The sequence below is a fragment of the Streptomyces sp. NPDC088554 genome (assembly GCF_044752945.1).
In the GTDB taxonomy this organism is placed as follows: Bacteria; Actinomycetota; Actinomycetes; order Streptomycetales; family Streptomycetaceae; genus Streptomyces.
Genome location: NZ_JBIVMF010000004.1, coordinates 113,928 through 129,784, shown reverse-complemented (window position 1 = coordinate 129,784; position 15,857 = coordinate 113,928). Strand labels below are relative to the sequence as shown.

The window sequence follows — 15,857 nt, the reverse complement described above, 5'->3', positions numbered from 1 at the left end:
CTAATACCGGTGATTCAGATAGCCCAGCAGCTCTTCGTGCAGGATCCCGTTCGAGGCCGCCGCGTTTCCGCTGTGCGGGCCCTGGCGGCCGTCCAGGCCGGTGAAGGTGCCGCCCGCCTCCTGGACGACGATCGCGGTGGCCGCCATGTCCCAGAGGGACAGTTCGGGTTCGGCGCAGATGTCCACCGAGCCCTCGGCGACCATCATGTACGGCCAGAAGTCGCCATATCCGCGGGTGCGCCAGCAGGCTCTGGTCAGATCGAGGAAGCCGTCGAGCCGCCCCTGCTCCTCCCAGCCGGTCAGTGAGGAGTACGCGAACGACGCGTCCCGGATCTGGGAGACCTTCGAGACGCGCAGCGGGGTCGCCGAGGTCAGGCTCCGGCCGGTGTACGCGCCGCCGCCCTTCGCGGCCCACCAGCGGCGCCCCAGCGCGGGGGCGGAGACCACGCCGACGACCGGTTCGTAGCCGCCCTCGGCGGCCACCATCAGCGAGATCAGGGTCGCCCAGACGGGTACTCCGCGTACGTAGTTCTTGGTGCCGTCGATGGGGTCGACGACCCAGCGGCGCGGCCCGGTGCCCTCGACGCCGTACTCCTCCCCCAGGATCGCGTCGCGCGGTCGCGCGCGTTGCAGATTGCCACGGATCAGCTCCTCGGCGGCCTTGTCGGCCTCACTCACCGGCGTCATGTCCGGCTTGGTCTCGACCTTGAGGTCGAGGGCCTTGAACCGGTCCATGGTCACGGCGTCGGCGGCGTCCGCCAGGACATGGGCGAGACGCAGGTCATCGTGGTAATCGGGCATGGGCGTCACAGTATCCATGGCCCGCCCCGACCTGCTACGGGGTCCGTTCCCCGGAAGGGTGGGCGTCGGCCGGATCCGGCGGGAAGTCGCCAATGGTCTTGACAGTCAGCGACAGCCCGTCAACTCTGAGCGCATCATTCCGAGCCCCGAGCCGAACGGCCCCGGAGACGCATATGCCTACAGCACGTGAATCATTACAGGACGCCGCTCTCGCGGCTCTCGCGGATCTGCCCTGGTCGGCGATCAGGATGGTCGACGTGGCGTCGGCCGCCGGTCTCTCCCGGCAGACCTTGTACAACGAATTCGGCAGCAAGGACGGACTCGCCAGAGCGCTCGTACGCCGCGAGGCCGACCGCTATCTGTACGGGGTGGAGCGGCTGCTCCGGGAGCGCGCGGACGCCGCCGACCGGCTGGTGGCCGTCGCCGAGTGGACCGTGGGCGAGGCGCGCGCCCGGCCGCTGCTGCGGGCGCTGCTGACCGACTCCTGGGGGCAGTGGCTGCCGGCGCCCAGACCCGTCCGGGCCACCGCCGCCCCGTCCGGCGTCCCGGCGCAGCGCCGCGCCGACGCGGGCCCGCCGGGGGCCACCGAACTCGTCGCGCTCGTACGGGACCGGTCCGCCGCGGCGCTCGGCCGGAGCCACGGGGTGGCGGCGGAGGCCCCGGCCGGGCCGCCGTTCCAGGAGCCCCGGAGGCCGCAGGGATCCCGGCAGCCACAGCAGACACAGCCGGTCCAGCAGACCCAGCAGCTTCACGGGCCCCACGGTGTTGATCAGGGCCGCGCCGAGCTGCTCCACCGCTGTGAGCTGGCCGTCCGGCTCGCGCTCGCCCATCTGATCGCGCCCGGAGGGGACTCCGTGGCGCCGCTGGTCCGGGCCGCCGTCACCGCCGTACCGTCCGCGTTGCTCAGCGCGCCGGGCCGGAGCGCGCAGGGGCGGGGCGGGCGTGGGGCGGCGGGTCGGGGGCCGGGGCGGTTCAGTGCGCCGAGCCCGAGAGCTGGAGCCCAATGACCCCGATGACCACCAGCGAGATGGAGACCAGCTTGAGGGTGGACACGACATCACCCAGGAAGACCATCCCGTAGATCGCGGTGCCCGCCGCGCCGATGCCTGTCCACACCGCGTACGCGGGACCGACATCGAGCTTGCGCAGCGCGAGCGTGAGCAGGCCGAAGCTGCCCAGGGCGAAGACCGCGAAGGCGACGGTCGGCCACAGCCGGGTGAATCCGTGGGAGAGCTTGAGACAGACCGCGAACCCTGTCTCCAGGATCCCGGCGACGACAACCAGCAGCCACGCCATCGTTGAAAGCCTCCCCGCGCCGGTGACCACTTCTGCCGGCTGTTGCCGTCACACCTGGTGTGATTATGGCCTTACCTGTGACGGTTGACCGCAAAGGCGGGCAACTCAGTCGCCTTCGCGTCGCTCCCGGGTGGCGAGCAGCCGTCGCAGCGAGTAGAGCCGGGCCGGGTCGGCGTGGCCGTCCGCCACCCAGGCGTCGAGCGCGCAGTCCGGTTCGTCGTGGCTGCACGCCCGGGGGCAGCCCTCCGTACCGGGCACCAGCTCGGGGAAGGCGAGGATGACCCGGGACGGATCGACGTGGTGGAGCCCGAAGGAGCGGATGCCGGGGGTGTCGATGACCCAGCCTTCCGCCTTCGCGAGCGGCAGCGCGAGCGCCGAGGTGGTGGTGTGCCTGCCCCGGCCGGTGACGGCGTTGACCAGGCCGGTGGTCCGGTGCCGGTCGTCCGGCACCAGCGCGTTGACCAGGGTCGTCTTGCCGACGCCCGAGTGTCCGACGAACGCGGTGGTCCGGCCGTCCAGATACTCCCGGACCCGGTCCGCCGCGCCGCCGGTGGCCAGTTCGTCGCGGCGGGTGACGACATAGCGGATCCCCAGCGTCAGATAGGTCTCCAGCAGCTCGTCCGGCGGGGCGAGGTCCGACTTCGTCAGGACGAGCAGCGGTTCGAGCCCCGCGTCGTACGCCGCGACCAGACAGCGGTCGATCAGCCGGGGCCGGGGCTCCGGGTCGGCGAGGGCGGTGACGATCGCCAGCTGGTCGGCGTTGGCGACGACCACGCGCTCGTACGGATCGTCGTCGTCCGCCGTCCGCCGCAGTACGGAACGGCGCTTCCCGATCCGTACGATGCGCGCCAGCGTGTCCTTCTTGCCCGACAGGTCGCCGACGATCTCGACCAGGTCTCCCACCACGGCGGCCTTGCGGCCCAGTTCGCGCGCCTTCATCGCCATGATGACGCGGTCCCCGACGAGACAGGTCAGCCGGCCCCGGTCGACGGTCAGGACCATGCCCTCGGAGGCGTCCTCGTGCTTGGGCCTGATATTGGTGCGCGGGCGGTTGCCCTTGGGGTTGGGGCGGGAGCGGATGTCGTCCTCGTCCGGGTTCTTGCCGTAGCGGCGCATCGCGTCAGGCTCCCGCTCCCGCGAGCATCCGTGTCCACATGTGGGGGAAGTCGGGGAGGGTCTTCGCGGTCGTACCGACGTTCTCGATCCGCACTCCGTCCACCACCAGTCCGATGATCGATCCGGCGGTGGCCATGCGGTGGTCGTCGTACGTGTGGAACACGCCGCCGTGCAGCGGGCGCGGGCGGATGTGGAGTCCGTCGGCGGTCTCGGTGACATCACCGCCCAGCTCGTTGATCTCCTTGGTGAGCGCGGCCAGCCGGTCCGTCTCGTGGAGCCGCAGATGGGCGACGCCGCGCAGGGTGGAGGGCGAGTCGGCGAGCGCGGCGACGGCCGCGATACCGGGCGTCAGCTCCCCGACCTCGCTCAGATCGAGATCGACGCCATGGATCCGGCCGGTGCCCGTGAAGGTGAGGCTGGTGCCCTCGGCGGTCTCGGTGAACTCGCAGGTCCCGCCCATCGCGGTGAAGATCTCACGCAGCGCGTCGCCCGGCTGGGTGGTCCGCACCGGCCAGTCCGGTACGGTCACCCGGCCGCCCGTGACCAGCGCGGCGGCCAGGAACGGCTGCGCGTTGGAGAGGTCGGGCTCGACGGTCAGATCGCGGCCGAGCAGCGCGCCGCTGGAGACCCGCCAGACGTTCGGCTCGCCGCCGGTCTCGGGCTCGTCGACCTGGGCGCCGACCCCGCGCAGCATGTCCACGGTCATCCGGATGTGCGGCAGGGACGGCAGGACGGAGCCGACGTGCCGTACCTCCACGCCCTGGTTGAACCGCGCGCCCGACAGCAGCAGCGCGGAGACGAACTGGGAGGACGCGGAGGCGTCGATCTCCACCGGACCGCCCTCCAGCGCCCCGCCGCCGTGCACGGTCAGCGGGAGCGCGCCCCGGCCGTCGTCGTCGATCCGGGCACCGAGGACGCGCAGCGCGTCGATGACGCTGTGCAGCGGGCGTACGTACGAGCGGGGGTCGCCGTCGAAGCGGACCGGGCCGTCCGCGAGCGTGGCGACGGGGGGCAGGAAGCGCATCACCGTACCGGCGTTGCCGACATCGACGGTCGCCGGGCCGTGCAGCCCCGAGGGGATCACGCGCCATGCCTCGCCGGTCGTACCGGCGGTGTCGGAGCTCGACGAGACGGTCTCCTCGATACCGACGCCCATCGCGCGCAGCGCCTCGGCCATCAGCAGGGTGTCGCGGGAGCGCAGCGGGCGGCGCAGCCAGCCGGGCTCGGCGGCCAGCGCGGCGAGGACCAGGCCGCGGTTCGTGACCGATTTCGATCCGGGCACGGTGACCGTCGCTTCGACGGCCCCGCTCGCATAGGGGGCGGGCCAGAGGGCGGGCTGCACGGAGCTTTCGGTCATGGCGCTTTCGGTCATGGGCCACACTTTAGTGGCTCTTGACGGGCCGTGATCCTGATCAAATACGCGGAAACCGGCGTGTAACCGGAGGGTGATAGCGCGTGTACCGCCGTCTCAGAGTTTCAGGTCCAGCAGCCAGTGCCCGCCGCCGATGAGCGAGCAGAGCGAGACGACGTGGAAGAAGAGCAGCCAGAACACGGGTGGGGTGTGGGTCAGCCGGCCGAGCTGGTCCGCGTCCGAGTCCCCGGCACCGCCGCGCCGGCGCTTCGACTGGAGCTCGAACGCCGGGCGCACGCCCCCCAGCAGCAGAAACCATACGGCGGTGTACGCGAACGCCGACTGGACGTCGGGACCGGTCAGCCAGGAGACCAGCAGGAACGCCGCCCCGGTGACGATCACGGTGAGCGCCCCGTACGCGTTCCTGATCATCACCAGCATCGCGAGCAGCAGCGCCGTCGCTAGCCAGAGCAGCAGCGTGGTGTGGTGCGCAGAGAGCAGCCACGCGCCGCCCAGACCGAGCAGCGGCGGGGCCGTGTAGCCCGCGACGGCGGTCAGGATCATGCCGATACCGGTGGGCTTGCCCCGGCTGACGGTCAGCCCCGAGGTGTCCGAGTGGAGCTGGATGCCGTCGAGCCGGCGCCCGGTGACCAGGGCGATCAGCCCGTGGCCGCCCTCGTGCGCGATCGTGATCGCGTTCCGCGATATCCGCCAGAGCGGCCGGGGCACGACGGCGGCGAGCGCGACGACCGCCGTCGCGATCACCAGCCACCGCTCGGGCGGGCTCTGGGTCCCGAAGACGCGATCCCACAGATCGCCGATCGAGGTGGGGTCGATGCTGGCCATGTCCGGGAGGCTCCTCAGCTCGGTTCGCGTCGTGGCAGTCTGGCACTCAGTACGAGATATGCGAGAAAGACGCTCACCCGCCGAAGGCCGTTCCGGGCGGACGGAAACACACAGGCGGTGCACAGGGCGCGGGCGCTGGGGGTTGACGGGAATGTGCGGCAGGTACGCGGCGAGCCGGGGGCCCGAGGACCTCTCGGCGGTGTTCGGGATCGAGAAGTGGGACCCCGCCGAGACGCTCGCCCCCGACTGGAACGTGGCGCCGACCAAGGAGGTCTACGTCGTGCTGGACCGCCCTCTGAAGGACACGCGCGACCCCCGGCCGGTACGCCAGCTCCGCAGGCTCCGCTGGGGGCTGGTGCCCGCGTGGGCGAAGACGCCCGAGGGGGCCGCCCGGATGATCAACGCGCGGGCGGAGACGGTGCACGAGAAGCCGTCGTTCCGGCGGCCGTTCGCCTCGCGGCGGTGCATCGTCCCGGCGGACGGCTACTACGAGTGGGTGACCGGCTCGCAGGAGCGGCAGTTGGAGGAGCAGGGCAAGCGGAAACGGTCCCGCAAACAGCCGTATTTCGTCGCCCCGGCGGACGGCTCGGTGATGGCGATGGCCGGGCTGTACGAGTTCTGGCGCGACCGGACGCTGCCCGACGCGCATCCGGCCGCCTGGTGGGTGACCTGCTCGGTGATCACGACGGAGGCGGAGACGACCCCGCTGGCGGTGGCCCCCGCCGAGGGGCCCGGCTCGCTGGCCGAGATCCATCCCCGGATGCCGCTGATGCTGACCCCGGACCGCTGGGACGCCTGGCTGGACCCCGCCCGTACCGACCCCGACAGCCTGCGGGAGCTGCTCACACCGCCGCCCCCGGGGCGCATGCGGGCGTATCCGGTGGCGACGGCGGTCAGCGATGTCCGCAACAACGGGCCCGAGCTGCTGACGGAGCTGGCCGCGCCGGAGGAGAGCACGCTGTTCTGAGAAAGGGCGCGCCGCGGGCAGGATGGCGGTGTGAGAAGCGACACGACGGACAGCGACACGATGGACAGCGGTACGCCGGACAGCGGTACGCCGGACCGGGACACGGCGGGCAGCGTTACGGCGGACGGTGACGCCCGGACCGTACAGCGCGCGGCGACGGCGGCGACGGACATGACCGCCGAGACCGTGCCGACCCCGGCCGGGGACGCCCGGATCACCTGGCACCCGGCGTCGACGGGGCGTCCGCGCCTCGTCCTGGCCCTCGGCCATGGCGCGGGCGGCGGCATCGAGGCGCGCGACCTGCGGGCCCTGGCCGCCGCGCTGCCGCCGCTGGGCTTCACCGTCGCCCTGGTGGAGCAGCCGTGGCGGGTGGCAGGCAAGAAGGTGGCGCCCGCTCCGAAGACCCTGGACACCGGGTGGCGCGCGCTGTGGCCCGCGCTGGCCGGGCCGGGGGCGCCCGTCGTCGCGGGAGGGCGCAGCGCGGGGGCGCGGGTGGCCTGCCGTACCGCGCGGGAGCTGGGCGCGTACGCCGTACTGGCCCTGAGCTTTCCGCTGCACCCGCCGGGCCGGCCCGAGAAGTCCCGGGCGGCCGAACTGCTGGGGTCCGGGGTGCCCACGCTGGTCGTCCAGGGCGGGAACGACCCCTTCGGGAAGCCCGCCGAGTTCCCGGCGGAGTTCCGGGCCGGGGCTGCCGGGGAGGGCCGGGAGCTGGTGGAGGTGGCGTACGGGGACCACGGTTTCGCCGTACCGAAGAGGGCGTCCCTCGGCCAGGACGAGGCGCTGGAACGGATCACCGGGGGCGTGGCCGGATGGCTCGCCGCGCTGGGTGACCACTGAGACGGGTGGGGCGGCCGGGAGCGAGGACGGGTGGGACGGTCGGGAGCGAGGGGGGACGGGCGCGCGGGAATGCCGGAAGGGGCCGCGCTGTTGTCAGGGACATCGGTACAGGGACATCGGTATACAGCGCATCGAGAGGGAGTCCGTCGTATGGGTTCGACCATCTGCCCGCGCCGCTCAGACGCCACTGACCTGGAGTGGACCGTACTTCCGGCGGGCAAGACCGCTTCGGCCCGTACGGCAGGCGCAGCAGACCGACAGGCCCCGTCGCACCAAGGTCGACTATTCTCCGATTCGAGTGGGTCCGCTTTCGGCCCCGCCACAGCGTTGGAGGAGGTGGGTCCGGTCACTGGGACCGACGGAGCGACCGACGACGGCCACATCGAAGAGACCACCGCCGAGCGCAATGCCCGCTTCGAGCGGGATGCCCTGGGCTTCCTCGACCAGATGTATTCGGCCGCGCTGCGCATGACGCGTAACCCGGCCGACGCCGAGGATCTCGTGCAGGAGACCTACGCCAAGGCGTACGCGTCCTTCCACCAGTTCCGCGCGGGGACCAACCTCAAGGCGTGGATGTACCGCATCCTCACCAACACGTTCATCAACTCGTACCGCAAGAAGCAGCGCGAACCCCAGCGCAGCGCCGCCGAGGAGATCGAGGACTGGCAGCTGGCGCGCGCCGAGTCGCACATGTCGACAGGTCTGCGCTCGGCCGAGTCGCAGGCGCTGGACCATCTCCCGGACTCGGATGTGAAGTCCGCGCTCCAGGCGATCCCCGAGGAGTTCCGCATCGCGGTGTATCTCGCCGATGTGGAGGGCTTTGCCTACAAGGAGATCGCCGACATCATGGGGACACCCATCGGCACGGTGATGTCGCGACTCCACCGTGGCCGACGCCAGCTGCGCGGAATGCTGGAGGACTACGCCCGCGACCGCGGGCTCGTCCCGGCGGGTGTCGGAGAGTCGTCGGATGATCGGAAAGGTTCGGACTCATGAGCTGCGGAGGGCCGCATGAGACGGATTGCGCCGAGGTACTCGACCACCTCTACGAATTCCTCGACCACGAGATGCCCGACAGCGACTGCACCAAGTTCGAAGTGCACTTCGAGGAGTGCTCGCCGTGCCTGGAGAAGTACGGGCTCGAACAGGCCGTGAAGAAGCTGGTCAAGCGGTGCTGCGGCCAGGACGACGTGCCGTCCGACCTGCGGGCCAAGGTGCTGGGCCGGATCGATCTCATCCGCTCGGGCCAGGCCGTGCCCGACCACGACATCGCGGTCGCGAGCCCGGATCTGGCGAGCGCGGACTTCCCGGGCGCGGTCCGGGAGTAACCCCTTCCCCCTGGGGCGGCTCCCGCGGTCCGGGAGTAACCCCCTTCCTCTGTGGGGCGGCTCCGTCGCGCTGTCACCGGTTCTCACTCGAAGGTGCTAATCGTCGGCGTTCAGCCGATGAATCGACGTCAACTCGCTAGCCTGACCCTCTAGTTCGGCCTGACCCCTTTGTCCGGGCCGGGCCGGAGGGGGGCGAGGGCGCGTGGGGGCCTTACCGGGAGCGGCGCGGGCGAGCATTCTGGCGGTGACGCTGGCGGCTGCCGCCTGTGTCCGGCCCGCGCTGGAGGCCGGCGCGGAGACGCCCTGGACGGCGGTCGCGCTGCTGGCCGCGCTGTACGCGGTCTGCGAGATGCCCGCGCGGGGTCGGCTGCCGTTGCGCGGCGGTTCCGTACCGGTGCCCGCCGGGTCGTTCTTCCCCGTCCTGCTCGCCGCGGCCTTTCTGCTGCCGCCCGCCGCCGCCGCGCTCGTCGCGGTGCCCGGGGCGCTGCTCGGCCGGGTCGAGCGGCGGCCCAAGGGGGCGCGGCGGATCTGGCGCGCGGCGCAGCTGGCCCTCGCGACCGGGGCGGCGGCCCGCGCGCAGATGCTCTTCGGCGGCCCTGTCGCCCTCGGCGGCGGAGGGTACGGGCTGACCGCCCCGGACTTCCCGTACGTGCTGCTGCCCACCGCCGTCGCGGCGCTCGCCTTCTGCCTGGTCCTCTTCGCGCTGGACGGCGTCATCCTCCGCACCGCCGAGCGGCAGCCGGCGCGCACCGCCTGGCGCGGGCTGCTGTCGCGCTCGCTCGCCCCGCACACCACGCACGGGCTGGCCGGGCTGATGATGGCGGTGTTGTGGCGCAGCCCGTACGGACCGCTCTCGGCGCTCTTCGTCCTGCTGCCGATGTACATCTCCTGCTGGGTCTTCGCCCAGTACCACCGCGAGCGCGCCGCCCACCAGGCCACCATCCGGGCGCTCGTCCAGGCGGTCGACATCAAGGACACCTACACCCGGGGGCACAGTGAGCGCGTCGGGCACGCCTCCGTGCTGATCGCCCAGGAGCTGGGCATGGAGCGGGAGCGGATCGAGATGCTCCGCTTCGCCGGGATCCTGCACGACGTCGGCAAACTCGGCGTCCCCACCCGGGTCCTGCGCAAGGACGGGCCGCTGACGCCCGAGGAGCGGCGGGTGATCGAGCTGCACCCCGAGTACGGGCACGAGATGGTGCGCGGCATCGGCTTCCTCGGCGAGGCCAGGAGCGCGATCCTCCACCACCACGAGCGGCTGGACGGCAGCGGCTATCCGTACGGTCTCGCCGGGCACCGCATCCCTGAGTTCGCCCGGGTGGTGGCCGTGGCCGACGCCTTCGACGCGATGACCTCGACCCGGTCCTACCGGCGCGGCAGGCCGGTGGCCGCCGCCGTCGAGGAGCTGGAGCGCTGTGCGGGGACGCAGTTCGACCCGGAGATGGTACGGGCGCTCGTCCGGGCCCTGGACCGGCACGGCTGGCAGACCGCCGTCACCGCCGACGAGCCGGGCGCGCCGCCGCCCGCCTGCGGTACCGAGCCGGGGGCGGGACCGGGGGCCGGGGCCGTGCCCGCGCCCACCGCACGCGGAAACGTCCCGCCTGCTGTCGCTCCTGCGGTTCCTCCTGCCGTTCCTCCTGCGGTTCCTCCTGCCGTACCTCCTGCGCTGCCGTCCGCGCTGCCTTCCGGCAGGGCCGGCGCCGTGTGGCGCGCTGCTCACGGGGGGCGGCCATGACCGCGCTGGAAGCCGTACGCGGCACCGGATCCCAGCCAATCCCCCTCACCGTCCTCGGCGTGTACGGCGCCGCCGGGCTGCTCACCGCGGCCGGGCTCGGCTCGACGCTGGGGCACGGCCTCGCCGAACCCCGGATCGCGCTCGCCTTCGGCGTACTCATCGCCGTCGGGGAGCTGGCCCGCCGGTACGCGCCGCCCGGCGAACGCGAGCCCGCGCCGCTGGGCGCCGCCGGGGCGCTCGGCTACGCGCTGCTGGGCGAGAACGCCGGGGAGCCCACCACCCACGGCGTCCTCCAGACCATCGCCGTCGTCCTCACGGCGGGGCTCGCCGGGGCCGTACCGCACCTCGTCAGGGGACAGGGGCCCGCACTCGACCACACGGTCGGCCGCGTCCTCACCGTCGGTTTCGCCGCCGTTTGCTTCCAGCCGCTCTACCACTCCGGTGAGCTGCGCGAATGCTTCGGGACCGGCCCCGGCTACGCGATACTCCTGCTTCTGCTGCTGGTGCTCACCGCGCTCTGCGACGCCGTACTCGCCGCGCTGATACTGCGCGCCCGCACCCGGCACCCCTTCGGCCCGCTCCTCCGCGACGAGCTGCGCGCCCTGCTGCACATCGGCTCCGCCGTCTGCGCGACCGGCGCGGTCATCGCGCTCGGCGTCGCCGTCGCCGGACTGTGGGCGCTGCCCGTGTTCTGCGTACCCCTGCTGCTCACGCAGCTGTCCTACCGGCGGTACGCGGCCGTGCGCACCACCTACCGGCAGACCATCGCCTCCCTCGCGCGCGCCACCGAGATCGCCGGATACACCCCGCACGGGCACTCCCGCAGGGTCGCCGAGCTGAGCCGGGCCGTCGGCCGTGAGCTGGGGCTCTCCGGATCCGAACTGACCGTCCTGGAGTACGCGGCCCTGATGCACGACATCGGCCAGCTGTCCCTCGTCGACCCGGTGCCCGAAGGCGCCACCGCCCTGCTGCCGGTCGCCGAACAGCGCCGGATCGCCCTGCTCGGCGGCGCGGTCGTACGGCAGACCGGGGTGCCCGCCGCCGTCGCGGTCGTGGTGGAGCGGCAGGCCGATCCGTACCGGGAACAGCCGATGTCCGCCCGGATCATCCGGACCGTCAACGCGTACGACGACCTGGCCGGGGAACGCGCCGGTGCGAGCGGACCGCTCGACGCGCTGGAGCGGCTGCGGCTCGGCACGGGCCACGACTACCAGCCCGAGGTGGTGGAATCCCTCGCGCGGGTGCTGCTCCGGGGCGGCCCGGCCCCTGGTGGGAGGGGATAACCCACGAGTAATGAGCGGGTGCCCGACCCGGCATGGTTGGATGCCAAGAAGAGGGTATGCAAGTAGCGGGCGTCGACAACCGTTCGAGAACCATTGAGAAGCATCGAAGAAGAGAGTGTCCGGGGGCAGGCACTGACCCGAGCGACCGGCAGGCGGGAATCGTGAGGATCTTCGGGAAGGTACGGCATCGGCCCTCCGCCTCGTGGCGGCAGGCCACCGACCGCGCGTTCACGCTGATCGGCGACGGCCGGTACGAGGACGCGGGGGCACTGCTCACCCGCGCGGCGGACCTGGAGCCCTGGCTCTCGGAGTCCTGGTTCAATCTGGCGCTGCTGCACAAGTTCCGGCACGACTGGGAGCAGGCGCGCGCCGCCGGGCTGCGCGCCGTCGCCCTGCTCGACAAGGAGAGCGGCGCCCCCGACTGGTGGAACGTGGGCATCGCCGCCACCGCGCTCCAGGACTGGCCGCTGGCCCGTCGCGCCTGGCAGGCGTACGGGCTGCGGGTGCCGGGCAATCCGCACACCGCCGAGGCCAACGGCGAGCCGGAAGGCATGGCGCTGGGCAGCGCCGCCGTCCGCCTCTCGCCCGAGGGCGAGGCCGAGGTTGTCTGGGGCCGCAGGCTCGACCCCGCCAGGATCGAGGTCCTCTCCATCCCGCTGCCCTCGTCCGGCCGCCGCTGGGGCGAGGTCGTCCTCCACGACGGCGTACCGAACGGCGAGCGCACCACCGCCGCCAGTCCGGACGGCGCCGTGCGGGCGTACCCCGTCTTCGACGAGATCGAGCTGTGGGCGCCCTCGCCCGTCCCCACCTGGGTGGTGCTCCTGGAGGCCGCCACCGAGGCGGACAGGGACGCCCTGGAGCGGCTGGCCGCCGACGCGGGGTTCGCCGCCGAGGACTGGTCCTCGTCCGTACGGCTGCTGTGCCGGGCCTGCTCCGAGAGCCGGATGCCCAGCGCCGAGGGCGACGGCGAGCACCTCGACCCGCACGACCACAGCGAACCGGGCCACCCCGGCCCCCTCGGGCACCGCACCGCCGGGGAGCTGTGGGCCCCCGAGCGCGAATGCGGGATCGCGGCGCCGCCGGGGCTGGTGCGCGGGCTGCTGGACGGCTGGGTCGCGGACAGCCCGGACAGCCGGGAATGGCGTGACCTGGAAGAGGTCTGCTGAGCGGTGGGGGCGGCTGCCTCTTCGGTCCGCTGGTCCCCCAGGGGCTTGTGGCGTTCCCGAGTCCCTCAGGGGTTTTGGTGGATCCCTCAGGGGCTGGCGAGGCCCCTGTCGGGGCAGCGCGGGGCAGTGCGGGGCAGTGCGGGGCCGTGCGGGGCCGTGCCGGGGTCCTGCGGGACTCGGCCGGGGGATCCTGCCGTGTACCCCGCCGGGGTCCTGTCGTAACCCTGCCGGGAGCGCCTGGCGCTGCCCTTAGGCTGTACGGGCACATCGCACGGATCGTGCAGGCAGCACATCGGGCACCGAGGAAGGCGTACTGCGGACATGGCGCAGCAGGAGACGGACCAGCGGAACGACAGCGACATCTCGGTGGCCGAGCCCGGGGACGGCCTCGACGGGCTCGACGGCCTCGGCGGGTTTGTCGTGGACACGGAGGACGCCGAGGCGCGCGAGCTGGCACACCGCGAGCGCGGCACGTCCCGCCCGATCACCGTCGTCGGGAACCCGGTGCTCCACAAGGAGTGCGCGGACGTCACCGAGTTCGGCGACGAACTGGCCGCGCTGATCGACGACATGTTCGCCAGCCAGCACACCGCCGAGGGCGTGGGCCTGGCCGCCAACCAGATCGGGGTGGACCTCAAGGTCTTCATCTACGACTGCCCGGACGACGACGGAGTACGGCACGTCGGCGCCGTCTGCAACCCGGTGCTGGAGGAGCTGCCCCCGGCCGAGCGCCACCTCGACGACTCCAACGAGGGCTGCCTCTCCGTCCCGACCGCGTACGCGGCCCTGGCCCGCCCCGACTACGCGGTGGTCCGCGGCCAGGACATCCAGGGCAACCCCATCAGGGTCGAGGGCACCGGCTTCTTCGCCCGCTGCCTCCAGCACGAGACCGACCACCTGTACGGGTACCTCTACATCGACCGCCTGTCGAAGCGCGACCGCAAGGACGCGCTCCGGCAGATGGCGGAGAACACCCCGCGCTACGAGGTCGTCCCGAACCCCTGATCCTCGTCCGTCGCCAGCACCGGTGGCGTCGGCGTCTCCGGAACCGTCACGAACGACTCCGGCGCCACCGCGAGCTGGTAATCCGCCCAGATCCTGGGCGGGAAGACCGTGCCCTGCTCGGAGTCCTGGCCGCCCACACCGTCCATGGGCAGCAACTCCGTCGAGCCGTCCTCCGCGCGGAACATCGTCACCGAGGTGGACAGCTCCGGTGTGGTGCCGATGAACCACGCCGAGTTCATCCCGTCGTTCGCCCCGGTCCGGCCCGCCCAGACCGGGGTCGCCAGGAACCGGGTCGAGGTCGGCTCGACGCTGTTCGCCCCGACCTGCTGGAGCGCCGCGCTGACCTCCTGGGCCACCGCCGGGTCCATCGCCCGCCCCGCGTCCGGCGGGGTGAAGCCGCTGAGCGCCACGCCGTCGCGCTCCACCCGGCGTACCGAGTACGGCTCGTTCCTGGCGCCGTTGTTGACGAACGCGGTGTACGCGGTGGCCAGTCGGACGGCGCTCGGCGTCGACGTACCCACGGAGAACGTCGGGTCGAGCCGCGCCATGCTCTCCTCGCGCAGCCCGGACGCGACCGCCATGTCCTTGACCTTGTCGAGACCGACGTTCGCGCCCGCCGCCATGAACGCGTCGTTCTGGGACGACACCAGCGACTCGACGAGCCCCAGCGTCGGCACACCCGACTCCTCGGCCGGTACGAAGCCCAGACCGCCGTACTCCAGCGCGGCGGCGTAGGTGAACGGCTTGAACGCCGAGCCCGCCGGCACCGCGGAGGTGTCCGCGTTGTTGCTGAAGTGGGTGACGGCGTCCTGCCCTCCGTACACCGCGACGACCGCGCCGTCCGACGACCGTACCGACGCCGCGCCCACCTCCACGTTCCGGTCGCTCTCGCGGGTCTGCGGGGCGAGGCTCTCGTTCCGTACCGCCTCGACCGACTGGGCCAGTGCGGAGACCTTGTCCTTCTCGAAGGTGGTGTAGATACGCAGCCCGCCGTCGGCCAGGTCCTGGTCGGTGAGGTCGGCGCGGTTCTTGAGGTACTTGTTGGCGATGTCGATGAGATAACCGATCTGGCCCGCCTGGCTGTTGGGCTTGACGGGCGCCTTCGGCTCGGGGAAGACCGTGTACGTCGCGCGCTCGGCGGCGTTCATCAGACCTGTCTCGACCTGTCGGTCCAGAATGTAGTTCCAGCGCGCCACGGCCCGCTCGCGATGGGCGGGGGAGAGCGACGGATCGAGATTGTCGGGACCCTTCAACAGGGAGGTGAGCAGGGCGGCCTGACTGGGATTCAGATCCTTCGCCGAAATCCCGTAGTACGCCTGGGCGGCGGCCTGCACACCGTACGAATCCCGCCCGAACCAGCTGGTGTTGAGATAGCCCTCCAGGATCTCCTGCTTGGGCCGCTGATTGGTGATCTTCAGGGAGAGGAAGTACTCCTTGGCCTTGCGGCTGAGGGTCTGGTCCTGGCTGAGATAGGCGTTCTTCACGAACTGCTGCGTGATCGTCGAACCGCCCTGGGTCCCCTCGCCCTTGACCATGTTGACCACGGCGCGGGCGATGCCCCGGTACGAGACGCCCGAGTCGGTGTAGAAGTCCGCGTTCTCCGCCGCGATGACCGCGTGCTGCATGGGTACGGGGATCTGGGCGAGCGGGATCTCCTGCCGGTTCACATCGCCGACGCTCACCATGCGGCTGTCGTCGGCCCAGTAGTAGACGGTCGCCTGGCGGCTGGCCACATCGCGCTCGGCGGGGATGTCGATGGTCGCGTAGATCAGCGCGAACAGCCCGACCAGCGCGCCGATCGACCCCAGCACAACCCCTGTCGCCAGCTTCCAGGACGGCACCCAGCGCCGCAGGCCCCACCGGCCGTCGCGTGGGTAGTCCACACGCAGTCCGCCTCTGGCACCCTGTGGGTCCACACCGTTCGGGGCCGCGTACGGCCAGTCGGCGTCGGACTGCGCGGTGCTGCGCGAGTGGGGCGGAATCATCGGCGCGGACCTCTCTCCTCAGTCATGAGAGCGGTACGTAATGGCGGGGGTATGCGTTCAATTTTCCGGTGACCGATGAGGTATCGATACGGTACGGGGGTGGGGTGGGCCTGGTCGTTCGCCGGGGTACGGGTCCGGCGG

General features: G+C 72.0%; 15 protein-coding genes. 9 read left to right on the top strand and 6 right to left on the bottom strand.

What is annotated here, in order from left to right; translation table 11 throughout:
• Positions 1-801, bottom strand: coding sequence for a histidinol-phosphatase (hisN, locus tag ACIP8W_RS06240; protein ID WP_401946884.1), 801 nt, complete (start codon positions 799-801; stop codon positions 1-3).
• Positions 802-974: 173 nt separating this feature from the next.
• Between hisN and ACIP8W_RS06235 the strand changes: the two genes are divergently transcribed.
• Complete coding sequence (locus tag ACIP8W_RS06235) at positions 975-1,808, top strand: TetR/AcrR family transcriptional regulator (RefSeq protein ID WP_402202131.1); 834 nt, start codon at positions 975-977, stop codon at positions 1,806-1,808.
• Here ACIP8W_RS06235 and ACIP8W_RS06230 read toward each other — a convergent pair.
• From ACIP8W_RS06230 to ACIP8W_RS06215, 4 genes are all read right to left on the bottom strand, one after another.
• On the bottom strand, positions 1,774-2,097 hold the full coding sequence (locus tag ACIP8W_RS06230) for a DMT family transporter (RefSeq protein ID WP_401946880.1): 324 nt from the start codon (positions 2,095-2,097) through the stop codon (positions 1,774-1,776). The genes ACIP8W_RS06235 and ACIP8W_RS06230 overlap by 35 nt on opposite strands.
• Before the next feature lie 105 nt (positions 2,098-2,202).
• Positions 2,203-3,213 carry a ribosome small subunit-dependent GTPase A gene (gene rsgA, locus ACIP8W_RS06225; protein WP_401946877.1) on the bottom strand — a complete coding sequence of 337 codons (1,011 nt, stop codon included), beginning with the start codon at positions 3,211-3,213 and terminating at the stop codon, positions 2,203-2,205.
• Positions 3,214-3,217: 4 nt separating this feature from the next.
• A complete protein-coding gene (gene aroA, locus ACIP8W_RS06220; protein ID WP_401947427.1) occupies positions 3,218-4,570 on the bottom strand; it encodes a 3-phosphoshikimate 1-carboxyvinyltransferase in 1,353 nt (450 codons plus the stop codon).
• Positions 4,571-4,681: 111 nt separating this feature from the next.
• Positions 4,682-5,410, bottom strand: a complete 729-nt coding sequence (locus ACIP8W_RS06215; RefSeq protein WP_402153102.1) for a M50 family metallopeptidase — start codon at positions 5,408-5,410, stop codon at positions 4,682-4,684.
• Positions 5,411-5,561: 151 nt separating this feature from the next.
• On the opposite strand from ACIP8W_RS06215, the gene ACIP8W_RS06210 reads away from it, so the two are divergent.
• The 8 genes from ACIP8W_RS06210 (at position 5,562) to def (ending at position 13,731) form a co-directional block, all read left to right on the top strand.
• Positions 5,562-6,377: an SOS response-associated peptidase gene (locus ACIP8W_RS06210; protein WP_401946872.1), complete on the top strand. Its 816-nt coding sequence runs from the start codon at positions 5,562-5,564 to the stop codon at positions 6,375-6,377.
• Between the two features lie 171 nt (positions 6,378-6,548).
• Positions 6,549-7,214 (top strand): alpha/beta family hydrolase, encoded by a 666-nt coding sequence (locus ACIP8W_RS06205; protein WP_402202264.1) that lies wholly within the window; start codon positions 6,549-6,551, stop codon positions 7,212-7,214.
• Positions 7,215-7,550: 336 nt separating this feature from the next.
• Positions 7,551-8,210 carry a sigma-70 family RNA polymerase sigma factor gene (locus ACIP8W_RS06200; protein WP_401946870.1) on the top strand — a complete coding sequence of 220 codons (660 nt, stop codon included), beginning with the start codon at positions 7,551-7,553 and terminating at the stop codon, positions 8,208-8,210.
• A complete protein-coding gene (gene rsrA, locus ACIP8W_RS06195; RefSeq protein ID WP_401946867.1) occupies positions 8,207-8,542 on the top strand; it encodes a mycothiol system anti-sigma-R factor in 336 nt (111 codons plus the stop codon). The genes ACIP8W_RS06200 and rsrA overlap by 4 nt, the downstream gene beginning before the upstream one ends.
• Positions 8,543-8,744: 202 nt before the next feature.
• On the top strand, positions 8,745-10,277 hold the full coding sequence (locus ACIP8W_RS06190) for an HD-GYP domain-containing protein (RefSeq protein WP_401946864.1): 1,533 nt from the start codon (positions 8,745-8,747) through the stop codon (positions 10,275-10,277).
• Complete coding sequence (locus ACIP8W_RS06185) at positions 10,274-11,560, top strand: HD-GYP domain-containing protein (RefSeq protein ID WP_402202128.1); 1,287 nt, start codon at positions 10,274-10,276, stop codon at positions 11,558-11,560. Before ACIP8W_RS06190 ends, ACIP8W_RS06185 begins: the two co-directional genes overlap by 4 nt.
• A 161-nt stretch (positions 11,561-11,721) precedes the next feature.
• Positions 11,722-12,726 carry a tetratricopeptide repeat protein gene (locus ACIP8W_RS06180; RefSeq protein WP_401946859.1) on the top strand — a complete coding sequence of 335 codons (1,005 nt, stop codon included), beginning with the start codon at positions 11,722-11,724 and terminating at the stop codon, positions 12,724-12,726.
• A gap of 321 nt (positions 12,727-13,047) precedes the next feature.
• The gene (def, locus tag ACIP8W_RS06175) at positions 13,048-13,731 is read left to right on the top strand and encodes a peptide deformylase (protein WP_401946856.1); all 684 of its coding nucleotides are present in this window, start codon (positions 13,048-13,050) and stop codon (positions 13,729-13,731) included.
• Here def and ACIP8W_RS06170 read toward each other — a convergent pair.
• A complete protein-coding gene (locus ACIP8W_RS06170) occupies positions 13,707-15,716 on the bottom strand; it encodes a transglycosylase domain-containing protein (protein WP_401946853.1) in 2,010 nt (669 codons plus the stop codon). The two genes, def and ACIP8W_RS06170, sit on opposite strands and share 25 nt — an antisense overlap.
• Positions 15,717-15,857: the final 141 nt, after the last annotated feature.

What these genes read in the sequence shown, in the direction of transcription:
- hisN (WP_401946884.1), bottom strand. Translation starts at nt 801, where the DNA reads ATGCCCGATTACCACGATGACCTGCGTCTCGCCCATGTCCTGGCGGAC.
- ACIP8W_RS06235 (WP_402202131.1), top strand. Translation starts at nt 975, where the DNA reads ATGCCTACAGCACGTGAATCATTACAGGACGCCGCTCTCGCGGCTCTC.
- ACIP8W_RS06230 (WP_401946880.1), bottom strand. Translation starts at nt 2,097, where the DNA reads ATGGCGTGGCTGCTGGTTGTCGTCGCCGGGATCCTGGAGACAGGGTTC.
- rsgA (WP_401946877.1), bottom strand. Translation starts at nt 3,213, where the DNA reads ATGCGCCGCTACGGCAAGAACCCGGACGAGGACGACATCCGCTCCCGC.
- aroA (WP_401947427.1), bottom strand. Translation starts at nt 4,570, where the DNA reads ATGACCGAAAGCTCCGTGCAGCCCGCCCTCTGGCCCGCCCCCTATGCG.
- ACIP8W_RS06215 (WP_402153102.1), bottom strand. Translation starts at nt 5,410, where the DNA reads ATGGCCAGCATCGACCCCACCTCGATCGGCGATCTGTGGGATCGCGTC.
- ACIP8W_RS06210 (WP_401946872.1), top strand. Translation starts at nt 5,562, where the DNA reads ATGTGCGGCAGGTACGCGGCGAGCCGGGGGCCCGAGGACCTCTCGGCG.
- ACIP8W_RS06205 (WP_402202264.1), top strand. Translation starts at nt 6,549, where the DNA reads ATGACCGCCGAGACCGTGCCGACCCCGGCCGGGGACGCCCGGATCACC.
- rsrA (WP_401946867.1), top strand. Translation starts at nt 8,207, where the DNA reads ATGAGCTGCGGAGGGCCGCATGAGACGGATTGCGCCGAGGTACTCGAC.
- ACIP8W_RS06185 (WP_402202128.1), top strand. Translation starts at nt 10,274, where the DNA reads ATGACCGCGCTGGAAGCCGTACGCGGCACCGGATCCCAGCCAATCCCC.
- def (WP_401946856.1), top strand. Translation starts at nt 13,048, where the DNA reads ATGGCGCAGCAGGAGACGGACCAGCGGAACGACAGCGACATCTCGGTG.
- ACIP8W_RS06170 (WP_401946853.1), bottom strand. Translation starts at nt 15,716, where the DNA reads ATGATTCCGCCCCACTCGCGCAGCACCGCGCAGTCCGACGCCGACTGG.